A 19,696-nucleotide genomic window follows, 5' to 3' on the forward strand; every position below is an offset into this window, starting at 1 on the left:
ATCCGAGTCCTTAGCTTTTCCAATATTCGTTCCTTGCTTCTTATTTTTAAATAGAATTACCCGGATATTTCAATTCTATCACTTCTTTTTGACTCCTCTCACTGCCTCAGCACTGATCGGGTCTTCAGGCCATTCATGCTTTGGATACCTTCTTTTGAGTTCTTTTTTTACTTCGAAATATCCATTTACCCAAAAACTCTTTAGATCCTGAGTCACCTGAACAGGTTTATATCCTGGGGATAGTAACTCTATCAAAACAGAGATTTTTCCGGCATTTACCTTTGGCGTTTCCAATAACCCAAATAATTCCTGAAGCCGAACCGAAAGAAGGGGAGTTTCTCCTTCGGACTTATATTCTATGGAAATTTGACTTCCTGAAGGCACATTTAATCGGCTTGGCGCCAATTGATTTAAAAGTTGTTGCTGTTCAAAAGTAAGACTGTGAAGTAGGATATGACCGATATTCAGTTTCTTTAGATCCTCGTTTTTAGTCACATGATCCAAGTACGGATCTAGCCAATCTTTGGCATTGATGCACAGGTATTCTGAGGTCCAAGAAGGCCATTCCTGTTCCGGATTCCAGCTTTTTAATGATTGTATTCGAAAAATCAATTGCTCTACTTCTTCATTAAAATCTAATAGCATTTCTCCGTCTCCTGCGATAGCTTCCAAAATTGCTGCCTTCGCCAATGACTTTTCAATTTTCTGCAGGGGACGGGTACCTAAAATAATTGCGCCGATCCGAACCTCCAAGTGAGCGATCAGGCCTCCTTTTTTCCGGTCCCAAGTCAACACTTCTTTTGTTTTAAGCATCGGTGCCAAATCCTTGGGATTTAAGGGTGCCGCAAGCCATATTTTCCCCATTCCTTCACGTGCGTCGACATGGGCAACTGCCAGCCAAGATTCATGCGCCAAATCATCCCGGTGCCCTATTTGAGCAATTTTCCCGTTGGAAAGCTGAAATTGAGCATTGTTGCCAGGGCGTGCAGCAGCAATTCGCTCCGGATATGCGTAAGCCAAAAGCAAACCTGTCTGCCAAGGATCTACGGGACTATTTTCAGGTTGAATACCAAACATTCTTCGATATTGTCCGGCTACTTTTTCGATTTTCTTGATTCGAGCCATATTTACCCCACGGCTTCTAAATCTCCGAAGTGCTTCAATTCTCAAATTCAAATCCACCCCCGAATCCTGTGGAAGCGGATCTCGTTCTTCCAAAACTGCTGCGATATCAGTAGCCAATCCAAGTTGATTTAAGCGCTTCGCAAAAATCAGCATGTGTGCAATCCGTGGATGACAGGGCACTTGATGGATTTCCTTTCCATGCTCGGTGAGGTTTCCATCCAAAATTGCATCCAAAGCCTCCAGGGTTTTTTCAGCCAAAGCCAATGTTCCGGCAGGAGGTGGTGTAAGCCAAGTCATGGATCGGATTTCCTGTTTTCCCCATGCCTTCATATCCATCACTAAAGCTGTCAAATCTGCTTCCATCAATTCCGGAACCCGATATTCGGGCAGTTGTGACTGGGTGCTTTTTGTCCAAAGCCGGTAAGAATGACCGGCAGTCAAACGCCCTGCACGACCACTTCGCTGGTCAGCCGAATCCTTGGAGATACGGTGTAAAACCAACCTGGAAAGTCCCGAGCGTGCATCAAATCGATTGGATTTTGCAAAACCTGAATCCACCACAACTTTGATCCCTTCGATCGTCAGTGAGGTTTCGGCGATGTCAGTGGAAAGAACAATTTTTCGCTTTCCCGAAGGGTGTGGGAGAATAGCCTGATTTTGCTCTGAAGGAGAAAGTTGACCGTAAAGCGGTAAAACCACTGCATTAGGGATCGCTCGACGGAGAATTTCTTCCGCTTTTTTGATTTCTCCCTGACCGGGAAGGAATACCAGAAAATCACCTTCATGCTTTTTGGTCAAAGGGATAATTTGTCGGGCAGCATCTTCTCCGATAGCATATTCATCCACTTCAGAAAGGTAATTAACTTCCACCGGGTACTGCCGGCCTTGACTTTGAATCACTTTTGCCCCCAACAAGCCGGAAAGCTGCTCGGCATCGATCGTCGCCGACATGAGCAAAATCCGAAGATCAGGCCTGAGAACCTGCTGGATCTCACGACACAATGCCAAAGCAACTTCTGAATGGAGATTTCGCTCATGAAACTCATCAAATATTACCAATCCTACATTTTCCAAAGCATTGTCGCTGTGCATCATTCGGGTCAAAATCCCCTCGGTGATGACTTCAAGCCGTGTTTGCTCCGAGATGGCGGATTCAAATCTAATCCGATAGCCGACTGTTTTTCCCAAATCCTCTCCCAACATGCCTGACATCCGCTGCGCGATGCTTTTGGTCGCCAAGCGGCGGGGCTCAAGCATGATAATCTTTTTGCCTTTCAACCAAGGTTCATCCAAGAGTATCAAAGGCAAAAGAGTACTCTTTCCTGCTCCCGGAGGTGCTTGGATGATTAAGGAATTTTGTGTGGAAAGGTGATTTTTGACCTGAGGTATGATTTCTGCAACAGGAAGGTCAAAGGAAAAAGGGTTGAACTCGGACATAGGATGCGAATTTAAGCCATCCTAGATTAGTTTTTGGTTGACTTTTAAAAAGACAACAAAAAAACCAATCTAATTTTATTTTTTTCTTTTCATTATTCTCTAATGATCATCTTCCAGATTCAGGATTATTTTTTATTGACAATATGTGTCAAATAGACTGGATACTTTTTCCTTCTGCTTACATTTAGTGATTATTCCAAAGTAACTATGGCTAAATCAGAACAAATCGAACAGCAAAAAATCCTACGGGTTTTCAAATTGATCAATCTGCTACAAGGAAACATAGGAAAGCCGGTTCATCGCTTGGCGGAGCTATTGGAAACCAACGAGCGAACCATTTATCGATATTTCAAATTGCTGGAGGCCTTGGGATTCGTTGTAATCAAAGAATTCAACAAATATAAAATCAACGAAAGACCGGAATATTTACCGGCAACCTCGACTTTTGGAAGTTTTTCCCAGGAAGAAAATCTTTGGCTCAAGGGTTTGATCGAAAGTCAGGGTAAGGCAAACCTTCTACGTGATTCGCTTCTGCAAAAGCTTCAGCTAAAGTCGGAAGTAAAGCAGGGGACAGAGCAACTTTTTAAGGCAAACCTCGGCCGGTTTGTGGATCTCATTGGGGAGGGGATTTCGGGCAAAAAGCAAATTTGGTTGAAGGATTATTATTCTCTGAGCAGTGATACCGTATCAGACAGGCTGGTCGAACCTGTGGGCTTTTCTACCGATTATGAAAATATTCATGCGTATGAAATTGAAAGCAAGAGCATGAAAGTGTTTAAAATTGAACGGATTGGAGAGGTTGTTCTTAGTTTGGATAGTTCGAAAAATGAAAATAAGCATGAACTTCCCGGTCAGGCACTTTTTGGCTACACCGGAAAAAGTAAGTTTAGGGTAAAATTGAGGCTTAGTAAGAAGGCGTATCAATTAATGCTCGAGGAATATCCCAATGCGCTTCCCTTTATGTCCATCAAAAACCGAAACCAATATTTTTTTGAAGGGGTAATTCCTCAACTTCCCGGTTTGGCGCGATTTATTTTGGGACTGCCGGGAGAAGTCAAGCTGGAAGAAGGAGAGGAGATGAAGACGTATTTGAAGGAGCAGATAGGCAAGGGAGTGTTTTGACAGGCAACAGTCCGATATCCAAAATCTCAAGAGATCAAGAATATTAATTCATAGAGGTTGTCTCATAACTGCTGTTTGTTACAATGAGTCTTAAATTATCAATAAACATACAAAAAGGAAATGACAGGATTTTTGAAGCCCAAGGCCATAAAAATCTTGATCTACGATTGAATTTTAGCGGCCTAGACAAAACATTGATCGGAAGGGCGCGGAGGGAGGATTTGCCAGCGAGCCAGCGTTCGGCCTCGTGCGGTGGGAGCTTTGGCAAATCTTGACCTTTTGGTTCTTTTGGGTTAAGCCAAAAGAACGAAGAAAAAGAATAACCTAACCTAAACTTAGAACCAGAATTAACTGGTTAATGGCGACAAATCACACTTCATGAAATTGGAATATAATTTTGAATAATTAGTAAAAATAAAATTTAACACAATTTGTCATCGGTAGCGAAGTCGATATGTGGCTTTATTCGCTGGAAATGGCCTTCGGATACTGTCACACTGACCCTTTGATTCCGCTCAAGGTGAATGGAGTCGAAGGGTCAGGCTGACACTTTCAGTCCTTTTGAGACAACCTCATTTCTTTCTTAAATCCAATGTCTTTTGTCTTGAATCTTATGACTTGTTTCCTGCATCAAAAGTCTAAATACTATTTATCCCCATAGAGTTCTTTGCTGACTTCTTCATATTTGTCACCGACTGCCCATTTGGGTCGCTGGTTCCAATTGGCTACTTTTTGTGCAGAGAGAATATAGGATTTCCAATAGATCTTTGCATAATCCATGTCAAAGCTGTCTACTTCATCTGCGGCTTTGTGATAATATTGTTGAATTTCATCATCAAATGCAGTGAATCCTAATGTGAAGCTTGGCGCAGGAATACCTTTTCTGGCAAAATTCACATTGTCTGAACGGTCATATAGGCCCTGTTCCGGAGAAGGATCTGCCTTTGCCGTCAAGCCAAACTCAGCAACAGCTTCCTCAATCATAAAATCTGCGCTAGTTCTACCCAAACCAATCACTGTGATGATGGACGTATCGTTATAACCGGCATTGTCAATATTCAAATTGTAAACGATTTGGTTCAACGGAATCAATGGATTGTTGGCAAAGTAGCCACTACCCAAAAGTCCTTTTTCCTCAGCCGTCCAAAGTGCAAATATGACAGATCGTTTTGGAGGATTCTGTACGAAGTATTTGGCGGCATTAATCACTGCAACAGTGCCAACAGCATTGTCTCTTGCGCCATTATAAATCGAATCTCCTTTGGCATCAGGAGCGCCTACGCCCACGTGATCGTAATGCGCTGAGAGCATGATGAATTCATTTTTCAAAACCGGATCAGTACCTTCAATCCAAGCCAGGACATTTTTACCGTCTATGTCTACGTTAACTTTACCTTGAATCGCAAAAACAGCATTTTTCAGTTTATCACCTGTCATTTGGTTTTTTGCATCCTCAATCCAAACGTAGGGCAAATCACTTGCGGAACCTTGATCGACGCTCATTTGGGGCCGGTTAAGGAATCCGGAAACCAATTGCCATGGAACTGAGGGTACATTGAACCGCTCGATTAGGGCAACAGCTCCGGCTTCTTTTGCACGTAGGGTTTTGGATCTTCCTTCGGAAAAAAGTTGGTTTGGACTCAGCTTATTTGGGGCACCGGCATTGGTGATTGCGATTTTTCCTTTCAAATCCTTCCCTGCAAAATCCTCATCCATCCCAAATCCCACATCTACCAGTTCGTAAGTGCCTGAGAAGGATTTTCCATCTAAAACCAGCATGTTTTGGCCTTGAGTGAATTCCTTATCTCCGATTTTCAGGGATCCTGATTTTGGAGGGGAGGAAAGCCGAAAGGGGATGTTTTGGTAAAATCCATCCGCACCTGGAAGGGGAGTAGCTCCTGCTTTTTTGAGCAGATCTGCAATAAAGGTATAAGCCAACTTCATCTCAGGTCTGGCAGGGTCTCTTCCCATCAGTTCATCTGAAGCCAAGTAAGTGAACTCTTCGATGGCTGCCTTTGAATCAAATTTCTTTTCGATGTCTTGCTTTTGGGCAAAAGAAAATGAGCCAATGGCAAGCAGTAAGCTCATGGTAATGGTTAATCTCTTCATAGGGTAATTAAATAATGGGGGAAAATAGCGCAAATTCTCGATTTCAATTCGAAGCCTGTAGAATTTCATTCGGTTTCCACGCCAATTCTTGCATGATTGTTCGGAAATGTACAGGAATAGGGCAGGAGACTGAAATTTTTTCACCTGTCATGGGATTGTTTACAGACAACTTCCATGCATGAAGCAAAAGATTAGTAAGTCCGAATTGCTTTTCAAAAAAAATATTCTGCTTGTTATCGCCATGCTTTTTGTCACCAACAATGTAATGACGAATATGGGCCAAATGCCTTCGAATCTGATGGGTGCGTCCTGTCATTAGATCCACCTCGAGAAGACTGTATCTGCTTGTAGGATAGCGACCGGTGGAATTGAATGGAATTTCCGATTCAGCGATGACCTTGTATTTAGTTTGGGCCTCCTGAAGTTTTCCGGATCGCTCACTCGTCAGTGGATGATCGATCAGATTTTCTTTTTCTACAGGAATGCCGCGGACTATTGCGAGGTAAGTTTTTTCCACTTTTCGATCGCTGAATTGTGCTTTCATTAAAGGAAGAATTGCCTCATTTTTTGCAAAAAGTAAGGTTCCACTCGTCGCCCGATCCAACCGATGTACAGGAGCTACCCAAGAACCGATCTGATCCCGAAGTTGAATTAAGGCGTTTTCATCCTCTCCAAAAGCCTGACGTGTCCGGTGAACCAGCAATCCGGCAGGTTTGTCAATGATGATTAAGTGTTCGTCTTCGAAGAGGATGTCTAGCATAAGGATTTTTAACCACGGAGTACGCGGAGGAAAATTGAGCGGGCGCAAAGAAAGTTTGATTTACAGTTTAAAACCAACAAAAGCTTTAGCTTTCTCTGTGACCTCAAAAAGGCTCATTTCGGTTTTTAGGATTGAAGTTCAATTTAAGGTTTGCCAACGAACTCTTTTTTTCTCCGTGCTCTCCGTGGTAAATTTTTTAAAATATCGTTCCGCTTCCGATACATTCTTCTCTTTGGTACCAAGCCACAAACTGTCCGGAAGCAATTCCTTTTTGGGCATTTTCAAAGATCACATACAATCCATTTTCCCGCATAATCAGAGTCGCTTTGGAAAGCGGCTGACGATATCGGATGCGTGCCAAATATTCGGCTGATTCTCCTGGCTGTAGTGCCAAATCTTCTCTGATCCAATGGATCTCCTCATTTTTCACAAAGAGTCCAAATCGGTTTAACCCGGGATGATCCTCACCTAAACCTGTGAAAATGACATTCTCTTTGGTATCGGTAGAAATTACAAAAAGTGGCTTACCTGTGCCGCCTACTTGGAGTCCTTTGCGCTGACCCACGGTGAAATAATGTGCGCCATTGTGCTCACCCAAGATTTTTCCCTGATCAGCTGTGAAATGTATCGGTAAGGAAATCGCTTTCAAAATGTCATCATCCCAATCTTCAGGAGCAATTCCCACAGGCATTTGCAGCTTTTGAAAGACCTCCAGATTTTCTGGAATCTGAATGATTTTACCTTTTTTAGGTTTGAGTTGCTGCTGAAGGAATTCAGGCAGGCGTACTTTACCGATGAAGCAAAGTCCTTGTGAATCTTTCTTTTCAGCAGTGATTAAATCTGCTTCTTTGGCGATTTTTCGTACATCGGGTTTTTGCAAATGGCCGATGGGGAAAAGCGCCTTGGAAAGTTGCTCTTGGGAAAGTTGGCAAAGAAAATAGCTTTGATCTTTGTTTGGATCGGCTCCGGCCAAAAGCTGGTAAACGGGCTTTCCATCCACTTCAATTTCGCCTTTTTGGCAATAATGTCCCGTAGCCACAAAGTCCGCTTTGAGCTTTTGGGCAGCTTTTAAGAAAATATCGAATTTGATTTCCCGGTTGCAGAGGATGTCCGGATTTGGTGTGCGTCCGGCTTCGTATTCCGCAAACATGTAATCCACAATCCGCTCCCGGTATTCTTCACTGAGATCGATGGCTTGGAAGGGGATTCCGAGTTTTTCGGCCACTAGCATCGCATCGGTGGAGTCTTCCATCCATGGGCACTCGTTGGAGATGGTGACGGATTCATCGTGCCAGTTTTTCATAAACATGCCGATGACTTCGTAGCCCTGATCGAGTAATAATTTGGCAGCCACGCTGCTGTCGACACCGCCCGAAAGGCCTACGACGACTCTAGGTTTTGTTTTCATAGGTAAGAATTAATGGATTCAAGGTCCATTAGGTTACGGAGATGAAACGTCGATTTGATTTCAATAAGTTCGTGAAGATAAATTAAAAGAGTTGTAAGGTTGCAAAGTGCTAAAGTTGTAAAGTTGGATCCTAACTTTGCCACCTTGCAACTTTCAAACTTTACAACCAAATGTCCCTCGAAAAACGAATAGCTAACGGAGACTTTGTCCCCGAACTTCAATTCCAAACTGCCCGAAGTGGTGGACCTGGAGGACAAAACGTCAATAAGGTTGAGACGAAAGTTCAGTTGAGTTTCGATGTCAACAAGTCATTGGTCCTGAGCGAGGAAGAAAAATTGACTTTGCTTCAAAAAGCGAAAAACAAGATCGATCAGGAAGGGAATTTGAACCTTTCCTGTCAGGAAAAGCGCTCTCAAATTCAGAACAAAGAGCTGGTGATCAAGAAATTTTATGATCTGCTAAAAACAGCTTTTCACAAAAAGAAAATCCGAAAAGCAACGAGACCAAGCAAAGGTGCTATTGAAGATCGCTTAAAATCAAAGAAGGTTCAGGCGGAAAAGAAGGCAAATCGGAAGTGGAAAGAGTAAATCAAAGTAGCAAGTATCTGGTAGCAGGTATCAAGATATTGGAAGTAAGATGCTTGCGACAAGAGTTTTGGAGCTAAGAAGTATAAAGTCAAAAAGTTTAACTGCCGGAGGTAGGCTTAAAAATTAAGATCTAAAAACTTTTCCAAAGTTTGAAACTTTGGAAAAGTTAAAGTCAGAAGTCCAAGATTATTTTTTTGAGGATTTAGATTTTTTCCAAGTCATAAAGAACAGTGTAAAGCCAGAAGCAATCGTGGCCAATCCAAACAGGGAAAATGCCCTCAACAGGAGGTTGTTGAAATTGTCCCGACCAGCGTAATCCATCGTGTGAAACATCCAAAGCGTGTCAAACCAACGCCAGTTTCTATGCCTGACGCGTTCAAAATTTCCGCTTTTGGCATCAATGTAAGCTGTAAGATTCTCGGGATGCTCAAAGTTAACCGCCCAAGCCGGTAGGGGACGACCCCGATATTCGTGGTGCGAACCAGTCTCCGTCAGGTATTCAGCTGATTTGATTCCAAAGTCACCTTTGATATAGATTTTGGCGATCTCCTTGGCTTCTTCTTCGGTGATTTCACCTTTGGAAGCCCCAGTTTGTGCATGAAACAGTTGCTCGCCATTTACCCAATAGTAGGGTTGGTGTTTGACAAAACGGAGCTCCAGGCTGGCAATCTCTAAGGTAGAATCCAAACTTGCGGGATCGACCAAATTGGCAGCAGTCATATGCATCATGTGATCCTGGTGAAAATGATCCCCGTGAATCTCGTCGATGTCTGTCCAAGAAAAATAAAGTCCTGAGATCGTCCAGAACAGAAATTGTATCCCGATGAAAACACCTAAAAAGCGGTGGATTCTTCGGGCGTAGAATTGGTTGTTCTTTCGCATCTTACTTGTTGATTACTTCAAAACTCACTTTTGTCTTATCCCAAGCCATGCTTATTTCTGCTGTATTCGCAGATTTTTCGGTGACAGTGTAAGTAAGTGATTCAACTGTTTCTGTAAGGATCTCCGGCGTTACCGTCATGCGGATGATATCTTCGGCTGGATTGTAATCGTCTGCAAGGTGCATGTCCCAAACTTTATTAAGAATGAGTGTCCATTCGGTTTCCCCGGGAATGGTGAAGAAGCCGTATTTCCCTGCCGGGATTTCTTTTCCTCCGATCAATACATTTTTATCAAACTTTATACTTGTGGCTTTATGCGCTCCGGTGGACCAAACTTCTCCAAACCCAACCAGTCCACCGAAAATTTGCCTTCCCCGGACACTTGGAGAGGAATAGTCGATGTGGATGTGATTACCTCCCACCATCGCCATGGCTTCAGTTTTTGGGCTTTTGGAGGCAGTGGGTGCAGTTGCTGTTTGGTGCTGACTGTGATCTTCTGCTGTTAGGGTTTCAGATTCCGTTTTGGGAGAACAAGAAATTGCAACTAAAAGGAAAATGGCTGAGATAATGGGTGAATACTTCATAGTGCTGTGTGATGGTGGGTGATAGGTTATTTGTTATTGGGTTATTTGTAAAGGTTATTTTAACCTTCCTACTTTGTACCTGGTACTTAGTACTTCGTACATTCAATCTGTTTCAAAATACAAATGGTAATGCTTGCTGCATCCGGGGTTAAAGCCCGATTTACAACTTGGACAGGTATTGTTTGAGGCCATGTAATCTTTAATACTTAATTCGGTACCGCAAACGCCACAAAGAATTGCTTTTTGGTCAAATTCTGCCTTTGGCCAGACTTTATGCTCATGGTCTGCTTCCTCTTCATGGCAAGAAAAGCAGGGGTAATATTTGTCGCAACATTTGAATTTGATGGCTATGATGTCCAATTCGGAATGCCAATGCACACAGCGGGTTTGATTGTCCACAGGTTTTCCGAAAACATTTACTCCGCGGATTTGTGAGACTTTCAGTGGTTCCAATACTTTCTCTTGAGCAAAAGAACCTGCTGTGAAAAGCAGAATAAGTCCAAGTGTAAATAGTACATTTTTTCTCATTGGATTGATTGGTATATGTTCATCCGCAATAATTCAGCTAAATTCTAATCAATGGATTTGAGGATCAAAGCGGCGCAATTCCCCCTTTTTAAGAGGGGTAGGGGGATTTAATTCTACAAAAATATGGATTTGTGCAGCATTCCGAATTTTCAAATAATTCAGAAGACGGGTCCTAAATAAGGCCCGCCTCCCAAATTGATTTAATTCAAAGCCAAAGTTTCCTCTACTCGACCGCAAGTCAACATCGAACTTCCAAACAATGGATTTTTGATGTTTTCATTAGCGCTCAGCCACATGCCTCCTTTGTTTCCCTTGTACATCGGGCAATACTGATGGTAAAGTGTACGGTCAACTCCGGCGATTTTCAGAAACTCCTTCATGGTAACACTAAGTGACTGAAAACTTTCACGCTGGGCAGCAATGTCTCCAGCTGCCAATTTTTCGGCAAATCCGATAGCTTCTACCTGTAGTCTTTCTAATTCTTCGGGGTCATTTGCCTGAGATGACGCGATATCATATGCTTTAAGATCGGAAACTAAAGCAACACTTTTGATTGAAGCAGTTGCTTGATCATCGGCGACCAAAGCATCTTTTACGGCTAAATACCCTTCAATAATTGCTGTTGTGGACTTTGAACTTTTCACTGCCATAGCTTTGGCGGTAGTCGCGTCACTCGAAGCGTGGGCTTCTGCATGAGTTTCTTTTGAGGTGGATTTTTCTCCGCAGGAAAACACTGCGAATGAAATCAGAGATGCGAATAAGAGGGTCTTTTTCATGTGTTTATAATTTGTTTTTAAGTGGCCACATGGAATCTCGCATGGTGAATAATCATCCCAGTGTGTGACACCGAAGGTTCATGCCTGCCTGTAGCAGACAGGCTTGATTTCATTTGAAATTAATTTGATTTGTGATAAGTGTTTGATTTTTATTCTTTCAAGATTCGGTCTGTAGGGAAATAGACCTGCCAGGTTTTTGAAAACCTGGCAGGTCTGGTAAAATCTCAATGATTATGTGAAACGGGAGGAGAAGTTGGATTCCCAGCTAGATTCATCACCGGCTGACCTTTGAGGTAGGTTTGTTTTACTTCTCCGCAGCTCAGCATGGATGCGCCGAAATAGGGATTGGTGATTTCCTTTTGCTCTGAAAGCCAATAGGCGCCCTGATCTCCAAATGCCATCGGGCAATAATCCTTGTACACCACAGCTTTGTTCAACCCGAATGTTTCTGTCACCTCCAGCATGTGAAAGGAAAGCATTGAGAAATGCTTTCGGGCTTCCTCTAGGTCTTTGGTATTAGCCATCTTCGTTTTGGCATCTTTTAATCCTGAAAGCATCCCCATCCAAAGGTCATGGGCCTCGCCCTTTACTAGATTCATATTTACTTTACCCAAATTTTGATCTAAAGTGCTCAGGGATTTTTGGGCTTCTGAAAGGTTGTCTTTAACCAGATTATTTTTCACCAGAAAGTAGGCATCTGCTACCGATGTAATTTGATCCCTGAACTCCTGCGAGACCTCCAAAGATTTGGTCTTTGGTCTGTTCATCATGCTGAATTGTCCTGAAAGCTGAGCGGCAGCATCGATGGCAAAAACACCGTTAGTTACGATTTCCTCCCCAGCCTGCAAGCCTGCTTCAATGATGTAATTATCACCCATTCTAGGGCCTAAGGTTACTTCACGCATTTCAAAGGAAGGCATCTCCGCATCCGGTACTTTGACATAGATTACCGATCGTTTTCCCGACCACAAAACCGCTGTTCTCGGAACGGATATTCCGGAAGCTGCTGACTTTGCGTTGGTCCTGATTCGTGCAGTGACAAACATTTCAGGCTTCAGTTTCTGGCCTGAATTTGTGATTTCAGCCCGTACAGATGCTGCTCGAGTATTCGGATTGATTAATCGGTCGATGAACGTGATTTTAGCCTTAAACTCATCTCCGGGAAAACCTGCGACAGAAAAATTGATTTCGTTACCAAAATTCAGAAATTGTAAATCCGATTCGTAAGCGTCCAATAGCACCCAAAGCTTATTCAGATTGACCACATTAAATAGCACGGTTCCTGTGCTGACATAATCCCCCACAGCTACATTGCGCTGTACAACCACACCGGATTGATCTGCAAGAATGTCAATTTGTTCGGTGACTTTTCCGGATTGCTCAATCGCATTGATTTGACTTTCGGTCAGCTTCCAGAATTTGAGTTTTTCTTTGGCCGCCTGATAAAGTTCGGGAAAATCGTTTTTGCTTTTAACAGCTTCAAGAAGTTCACGTTGCGCAGAAAGCAATTCGGGGGAATAGAGTGTCGCCAAGCGTTGACCGGCTTTGACTTCCTCTCCGGTAAAGCTTACAAACAAGCGTTCGATTCTTCCGGGATATTTTGCAGTTACTGATGCATTTTCCCGCTCGTCCGGTTGGATTTTCCCCGTGAGAAAGAGTTCACCGGAAGCATTCACCCCAGCAATTTTTGTGGTGTGGATTTGGGCCATAGCCACAGCCTCCGGAGTCATTTCGTAGGCCATTGGATTGGAAGATGAACTGGAAGAGGTGGAAACAGGGATAAGATCCATCCCGCAAAGCGGGCAGTCTCCCGGTTCGCTCAACTTAACCTGCGGATGCATGGAACAAGTCCAAAGTTGATTGCTTAAACTTTCCAACCCATGGTCATGTCCATCGGTTGCTTCCAATTGGGAAGGACTTGGCTTGATCAACCAGCCGAATAGTACCCCTATCACCAAAGTGAGGGTAATTAGCGCGAATTTATTTTCGAATATCTTTTTCATTTTAAAGTCTTATTGAAGTTCAACATCAGATGAAGCAAGCATTTCAAGCATAGCTAGGCTTTGGTATTGCTGATTGATTGCATTGACGCGTTTCAGTTGGTAATCCAGCAGAAGCTGCTGGGCACGAAGTACTTCTGTAAAATCCCTTCCGCTATTGCTGTAGGCTGTCAGCAGGAGATTGATAGTTTGGTCGACAAGTTTCACCTGTTCCGTGTATAGTCGGATTTTTCGTTCGGCATCTTCCCAATCCCGAAAAGCATTGGCCCACTCCATGGTGAGCAGATTTTCTGTTTTTTGGCGGGTCAGGGAAGTCGCTTCTTTGAGGTATTCGGCTTCTTTGATTTTGGCGTTTGTTTTCTTCCGGTAGATAGGCAAGGTTATAGTCACCATCGGCATGACCATATTATCTCCACCCATCATCATTCCGTCCTCCAACCTTGGTTTGAATGGCATGTAATTGACTCCTGCACCAAGCATGGGCCGTCCGTCCAATTTTGCCATTCGCGCCTGTTGATCATATGCAGCCATTTCCGAGTCGTACATTGCTAGCATCGGGTTACTGGCTTTTATATTTTCCAGAACTTCAAGCTTTCCGTTATCCAAATTAGCAGGTGAAAGGGTGGTTGACACAAGGATTTCTTCCCGGTTTTCCCGGTTGAGAAGCTGATTAAACTTGATCTGCAAAGGCTCCATATTGGCTTCCAACTGGGATAGATTGCTTTCCAACTCTTTCATTTCAATGCGAATCTGCAAGACATCACTCATACCCGAACCTGTGCCTGAAGAACCCATTCCACTGCTCATGGAACTTGCGGAGGTGGGCATTTGAGAAGTGGTTGCGTCCATTGAATTCATGGAAGAAGCTCCGGCAGAGCTGCTGCTTGAAGTGCTGGCGGTTTGATTGCTAGAAGTTGGTGCTGCACCTCCGGTAGTCGGTGCCGCAGCTTGATACTTAATCAATGCAAGACGTTCGTATTTCTTCAGGTATTCCAGATTCTCTTTGCTGATCCGAATTTCCTCATTAAGTCGGTGAAGCTCGTACCAGGTGGATTTGATTTGGAAAAACAACTGATTCTTTTCCTCTAAAAAGAGCTGATATTGAGCGAGTGCCATGTAATTGGCCTCTTCTTTTTGTGCGGAAAGCATTCCAAACCAGGGGAACATCTGCATCAGCTGAATGTCTGCCTGCTGATTTCCCATAAATCGCTCCATAGGACGTAGGAAAAACCCTACCCGCAATTCGGGATCAGGCAGGGCAACTTGTCCGCTTCGCTCCATAGATGCCATATACCGTGAATAAGAGGCTTTTAATCCTGGGTTATTCTGGGCAGCTTGGATGAGATAGTCATCGAGGGATTGAGCCTTTGCCTGATAGGTAAACAGTGAGAAGCAAAGAGGAAGTACTAAATAGAATATTTGAAATTTGAGATTTGAGATTTGAAATTTCAAGTCAGAAAGCTGAAGTGAGAAGGTTGAATTTTTTAATTTTTCCCACAGATTTTCACGGATGCTCACAGATTTTTCCCTCGCCGTGGTTTGGGCCTGCCTGTCCCGTAGGTAGGTCTTCGCAAACCACCCTTTTAAAAGAGTTATTGAAGATATTAACTGCGGCATGATCAATAACCAAACTCCGAAATCTGAAATCCGAAATCCGAAATCTTTTAATTTTTTCATAACCTTATGCGTTTGATTCCTCAGTGAAGACTTCGGAATTGTGTTTTAATTTCCGTTCTGCCCACCAGCAATAGAGGGTAGGCACGATAAATACTGTGGTAATCTCCAATACCATTCCTCCCAAAGAAGGAATCGCCATCGGAATCATAATATCCGATCCTCTTCCGGTGGAAGTGAAGATCGGAACCAAGGCAAGCATAGTGGTAGCAGTAGTCATCATACAGGGCAAAACTCTCCGTTTTCCTGCTTCCAATACCGAGTCACGGATTTCCTGAACAGTGCTCGGCTTGTTCTCTTTAAAGCTTTGATCCAAATAGGAAGCCACTACAACTCCATCATCGGTGGCAATTCCAAACAAGGCGATGAATCCCACCCAAACTGCTACGCTGAGATTGTAGACTTTCATCTGGAAAAGATCCCGAAGATTGGCCCCGAAAAAGGAGAAATTCATAAACCAATCCTGTCCATAGAACCAGATCATCAGAAATCCTCCTGAGAAGGCCATTGCGATTCCAGTGAATACAAACAATGTGGTAGATACCGCTCTGAACTGGAAATAAAGTATCAGAAATATCAGGATCAAACTCAGTGGAACGACTAAAGAAAGTCTTGCCTCTGCGCGGATTTGATTTTCGTAGGAACCTGAAAAGGCAAAGCGAACGCCACTTGGGATTTTGAGCTCTCCGGAGTCAATTTTTTCCTGTAAGTATCGTTGGGCGTCTTCCACCACAGTCACTTCAGCAAAGCCCGGCATTTTGTCCAAAAGCACATAACCAACCAGGAAGCTGTTTTCACCGCGAATCATATCAGGTCCGGGACGATAACTCACTTTGACCAATTGCCCCAATGGAATGTAACTTCCGACAGGAGTTGGGATCTGAAGGTTTTCAATGGCATAAGGATCGTCTCTAAACTCCCGTGCGTAGCGAACACGAATCGGGAAGCGCTCCCGGCCTTCGACAGTGGTACTGAGTTTCATTCCTCCAATAGCAGTCTCGATAAAGTCCTGAACATCTTTTACATTGAGTCCGTAGCGAGAAATTTGCTCCCGGTCAATGTCCAATTCGAGGTAGGGTTTACCAACAATTCGATCGGCGAAAACTGCTTCTTTTTTGACCGAAGGAACTTCTTTGAGGTACTTTTCTAGCTGTAAACCAAAGCTTTCAATGGTCTGTAGATCAGGGCCATATACTTTGATTCCCATCGGTGCACGCATACCTGTTTGAAGCATGACGAGACGCGTTTCAATCGGTTGGAGTTTGGGAGAGGAGGTGACACCAGGCAAATTGATCACGCTGACGATCTCATTCCAGATATCATCCGGAGTTTTGATATGGGACCGCCATTGACGGAAATATTCCCCATCCGGATCTTCCACCAAGTCTTTAACCCGAATCTGATTGGGAGTCATGGTTTCGGGATCAAACAAGGAACCGTCCTTCAATTCGTATTTTCCATCCTTGTTGACTTTGAATCGAATTCGACTTCCATTGATGTCGGTGGCGTATTCGGTTTTGTAATTGATGGTATTTTCAAACATGGAAATCGGTGCAGGATCGATGGCAGTTTCTGCGCGACCCGCTTTCCCCACAACCATATCCACTTCAGGAATTGCTGTCACCATCATATCCAGTTTTTGCAAAACCTCCTTGTTTTCCTGAATGCCGGAATGCGGCATTGTAGTCGGCATCAGGAGGAATGAGCCTTCATTGAGCGAAGGCATAAACTCCTTACCTAAACCCGGAAAGGTATGGGTCATTCCTGACCATAATCCAGTGGTTCGGATATTGACTCCAATCAGATCGAAGCTTTTTGGAATTATCCCAAAAACTCGGTTAAAACCTAACCAGACGCTAATTCCTAGTAGGATTACGACTATGGGGAAAAGCATGAACTTCATTTTATTGGCCAGACACCAGTTGAGAATTCGGGGATAAATCCGGATAAATCCGGCAAATCCCCCCAAAACCAAGGTCAAGAGCAAAGCAATAAAAATGAAATTGGTCAAGGTGCTTACCGACACACCTAAAGGCATCCATTCCTTTGTCAAAAGCAGGGTAACTGCCAACAGCGTAACGGCAATGATCAGAAAGCTTTTTCGCTTTTCTACTTTTTCAGGAAAATGAAATGCTGCAGTATGCACCAAGCCATATCCAAATAGCAACCATCCAGCCCAAGACCATACGGTCAAGGCGATGATTGGGCCGATAATCAGCAGACCATAATTCAGGTAGCGACCAATTTGTCCTTTTTGCTTTTTGATGGAAAAAATCCAGTGTGAAAAAGCAGGCATGATCAGCAAGGTGAAAATCACCGCTGAGATCAATGCAAATGTCTTGGTATAAGCCAAGGGACCAAAAAGTTTTCCTTCCGCTGCCTGGAGAGTGAAAACCGGCAAGAAACTGACAATGGTCGTACTGACAGCAGTGATGATCGCACCGGAAACTTCCGATGTGGCCTGATAGACCGTTTTGAGTTTGGTTTGACCCGAAGGAGCTGTTTCCAGATGGCGGAGAATATTTTCATTCAAAATAATCCCCAAATCCACCATGGTTCCGATGGCAATCGCGATGCCCGATAGTGCAACGATATTGGCATCTACACCGAAGTATTTCATAAAAATGAAACACATCAGCACCGCCATGGGAAGCAAAGCCGAAATCAATAAGGAGGCCCTCAGATTGTATACCATGACGATGATCACCAGAATTGTAATCAAAATCTGAAGGCTGATCGCTTCATACAGTGTACCTAAAGTCTCATAAATCAGGCCTGTGCGATCGTAGAAGGGTACGATCGTAACCTTTGAAACTGTCCCGTCTGCCAGGGTTTTGGTAGGGAGTCCTTGGGAAATTTTCTCGATTTCTGCTTTTACGCCTTCGATCACTTTCAAGGGATTGTCTCCGTAACGTGCGATGACCACTCCGCCCACGGCCTCAGCACCGGACTTGTCCAAAATACCGGACATATTTCGGGTCTGTGGGCCAATGTTAACCCGGGCAACATCCTGAATTCGGATCGGGACGTTGTCAGTCACTTTGACTACGGCTTTATCCAAATCTGAGAGTTCTTCGACATAGCCCAACCCGCGGATGAAATAATCGACTTTGTTGACCTCGATGGTGTTGGCAGAGACGTCCAAGTTGGACTTACGGACGGCTTCCATTACATCCATCAGCGTGACGCCATTGGCTTTTAGGGCCCCCGGATCCACGTCAACTTGGTATTCTTTGACATATCCGCCTACGGAAGCGACTTCGGAAACTCCCTCCACAGCTGTGAGGGAATAGCGAACATAGTAGTCTTGGATCGTTCGAAGCTCATGAAGATCCCATCCGCCCACGGGATTTCCATCCGGATCACGGCCTTCGAGGGTGTACCAATAGACCTGCCCTAAAGCTGTGGCATCAGGCCCAAGTTTGGGTTGAACTCCTTCCGGAAGTAGTCCAGCCGATAGTGAATTCAGCTTTTCGAGTACCCGGGATCTGCTCCAGTAAAACTCAATGTCTTCTTCGAAAATGATGTAGATACTGGAAAATCCAAAGGCGGAACTGGATCGGACACTTTTTACTCCGGGAAGTCCCAATAGGGAAGTGGTGAGTGGATAGGTGATTTGGTCTTCCACATCCTGAGGAGATCGCCCCATCCATTCGGTGAAGACGATTTGTTGGTTTTCCCCGATATCCGGGATGGCGTCCACAGGAACAGGATCCCGCGGAAGAAAACTGACAGACCAATTGAAAGGTGCGGTAACGATTCCCCAGCCGATAATAAGCAGGAGGAAAAGTACTGTAACCAGTTTATTTTCAAGGAAATACTTGACGATTTTGTTTAGCATAAATCACAAAGGTTAAATGCAGAAAATGAATCTAAAGCCGATTTGGCTTAAGTCAAACGCATGCAGGAAAACAGCCCTGCCAACCTTGGATTTAAATCAGAAATTGCTCAAAAAGGACGTGGAAGTCCTGAATAAGTGGGGGGGAGGTATATAGTGCAAAAGTAGGTTGCTCAGTCTCAACAGAATCCAAACCAAAAATAAAAACCTGGGCCAAGGCCACGGCAAAGACCACATTGAAAGAATAATGATTCTTTTCTAGCTGAACATCCTCGTCCACCTGAAGGTGTTCGGTGATATTCTCGCAGCAGGACTGGGTCGATTTTTCTGACTTGGAATCACTTTCCTCATGATCCATATCCATGGCCATTCCGCAATCCAGATGCTTCGGCGAAAAACCAAAGTCACTTTTCATCGCATGGCCCATGCAAAAATGGGTCGTCTTCGCCATCCCAATGGAGGAGAATAGAACCAAAAAGGCTAAGGATATGGAGAAAATGGTTTTCACAGAATCAAAAGTAAGTAAAATTAATTTAAGTGTTCCGTATTAAGGCAAATCATATTATGACTTAATGATCAAGATCTTACCAGTAAGAAACAAGAACTGGAAAGCAAATATGGGTTAAGCTTTGATGAAATTGATCCGCAGTAATCAGTGCCAAAATTAAGAAATTGATAACTTTTATGAATAGACGTAAAGATTTCAATTCAGTTTTCAAATTTATGTGAAAAAAGGGAGGCAAAGTGAGTGGCGAGACCCAAAAAGAGATACTAGATGTAAGATTCAAGACAAAAACCACAACTAAGACAAAGGAGAACCTATTTTAAATCAACGGAAATATGGCTTTCTCAAAAGTCAAAGCTTAA

General features: G+C 43.7%; 14 protein-coding genes. 2 read left to right on the top strand and 12 right to left on the bottom strand.

The annotated features are described in order from the left end of the window. Positions 1-78: 78 nt before the first annotated feature. Positions 79-2,562, bottom strand: a complete 2,484-nt coding sequence (hrpB, locus tag Q8M62_RS15580; RefSeq protein WP_304901519.1) for an ATP-dependent helicase HrpB — start codon at positions 2,560-2,562, stop codon at positions 79-81. Positions 2,563-2,769: 207 nt separating this feature from the next. Here hrpB and Q8M62_RS15585 point away from each other — a divergent pair, with 207 nt between their 5' ends. After that, positions 2,770-3,684: a YafY family protein gene (locus Q8M62_RS15585; RefSeq protein WP_305668192.1), complete on the top strand. Its 915-nt coding sequence runs from the start codon at positions 2,770-2,772 to the stop codon at positions 3,682-3,684. Between the two features lie 645 nt (positions 3,685-4,329). On the opposite strand, the gene Q8M62_RS15590 is transcribed toward Q8M62_RS15585, so the two are convergent. The 3 genes from Q8M62_RS15590 to mnmA all read right to left on the bottom strand — a co-directional run bounded on the left by Q8M62_RS15590 (position 4,330) and on the right by mnmA (position 7,961). Continuing rightward, the gene (locus Q8M62_RS15590) at positions 4,330-5,793 is read right to left on the bottom strand and encodes a M28 family peptidase (protein ID WP_304898895.1); all 1,464 of its coding nucleotides are present in this window, start codon (positions 5,791-5,793) and stop codon (positions 4,330-4,332) included. 43 nt (positions 5,794-5,836) lie between these two features. Next, complete coding sequence (locus Q8M62_RS15595) at positions 5,837-6,553, bottom strand: pseudouridine synthase (RefSeq protein WP_304898894.1); 717 nt, start codon at positions 6,551-6,553, stop codon at positions 5,837-5,839. Positions 6,554-6,749: 196 nt separating this feature from the next. Further along, positions 6,750-7,961, bottom strand: a complete 1,212-nt coding sequence (gene mnmA / locus Q8M62_RS15600; RefSeq protein ID WP_304898893.1) for a tRNA 2-thiouridine(34) synthase MnmA — start codon at positions 7,959-7,961, stop codon at positions 6,750-6,752. Between the two features lie 170 nt (positions 7,962-8,131). On the opposite strand from mnmA, the gene arfB reads away from it, so the two are divergent. After that, positions 8,132-8,548 (top strand): alternative ribosome rescue aminoacyl-tRNA hydrolase ArfB, encoded by a 417-nt coding sequence (gene arfB / locus Q8M62_RS15605; protein WP_304898892.1) that lies wholly within the window; start codon positions 8,132-8,134, stop codon positions 8,546-8,548. 186 nt (positions 8,549-8,734) lie between these two features. On the opposite strand, the gene Q8M62_RS15610 is transcribed toward arfB, so the two are convergent. The 8 genes from Q8M62_RS15610 to Q8M62_RS15645 all read right to left on the bottom strand — a co-directional run bounded on the left by Q8M62_RS15610 (position 8,735) and on the right by Q8M62_RS15645 (position 19,337). Beyond that, the gene (locus tag Q8M62_RS15610) at positions 8,735-9,430 is read right to left on the bottom strand and encodes a PepSY domain-containing protein (protein WP_304898891.1); all 696 of its coding nucleotides are present in this window, start codon (positions 9,428-9,430) and stop codon (positions 8,735-8,737) included. A gap of 1 nt (position 9,431) precedes the next feature. Continuing rightward, on the bottom strand, positions 9,432-10,013 hold the full coding sequence (locus Q8M62_RS15615) for a DUF2911 domain-containing protein (protein ID WP_304898890.1): 582 nt from the start codon (positions 10,011-10,013) through the stop codon (positions 9,432-9,434). Between the two features lie 102 nt (positions 10,014-10,115). Next, positions 10,116-10,541, bottom strand: a complete 426-nt coding sequence (locus Q8M62_RS15620) for a CHY zinc finger protein (protein WP_304898889.1) — start codon at positions 10,539-10,541, stop codon at positions 10,116-10,118. 200 nt (positions 10,542-10,741) lie between these two features. Beyond that, positions 10,742-11,317, bottom strand: a complete 576-nt coding sequence (locus Q8M62_RS15625; protein ID WP_304898888.1) for a DUF3347 domain-containing protein — start codon at positions 11,315-11,317, stop codon at positions 10,742-10,744. 224 nt (positions 11,318-11,541) lie between these two features. Further along, positions 11,542-13,320 (bottom strand): efflux RND transporter periplasmic adaptor subunit, encoded by a 1,779-nt coding sequence (locus Q8M62_RS15630; protein WP_304898887.1) that lies wholly within the window; start codon positions 13,318-13,320, stop codon positions 11,542-11,544. Positions 13,321-13,329: 9 nt separating this feature from the next. Further along, a complete protein-coding gene (locus tag Q8M62_RS15635) occupies positions 13,330-14,994 on the bottom strand; it encodes a TolC family protein (protein ID WP_304898886.1) in 1,665 nt (554 codons plus the stop codon). A 4-nt stretch (positions 14,995-14,998) separates the two neighbouring features. Next, entirely contained in the window at positions 14,999-18,832 is a 3,834-nt protein-coding gene (locus tag Q8M62_RS15640; RefSeq protein ID WP_305668193.1) for an efflux RND transporter permease subunit, read from the bottom strand. 91 nt (positions 18,833-18,923) lie between these two features. After that, entirely contained in the window at positions 18,924-19,337 is a 414-nt protein-coding gene (locus Q8M62_RS15645; RefSeq protein ID WP_304900081.1) for a hypothetical protein, read from the bottom strand. Between the last annotated feature and the right edge of the window lie 359 nt (positions 19,338-19,696).

This window comes from Algoriphagus sp. (genome assembly GCF_030694375.1).
Taxonomy (GTDB): domain Bacteria; phylum Bacteroidota; class Bacteroidia; order Cytophagales; family Cyclobacteriaceae; genus Algoriphagus.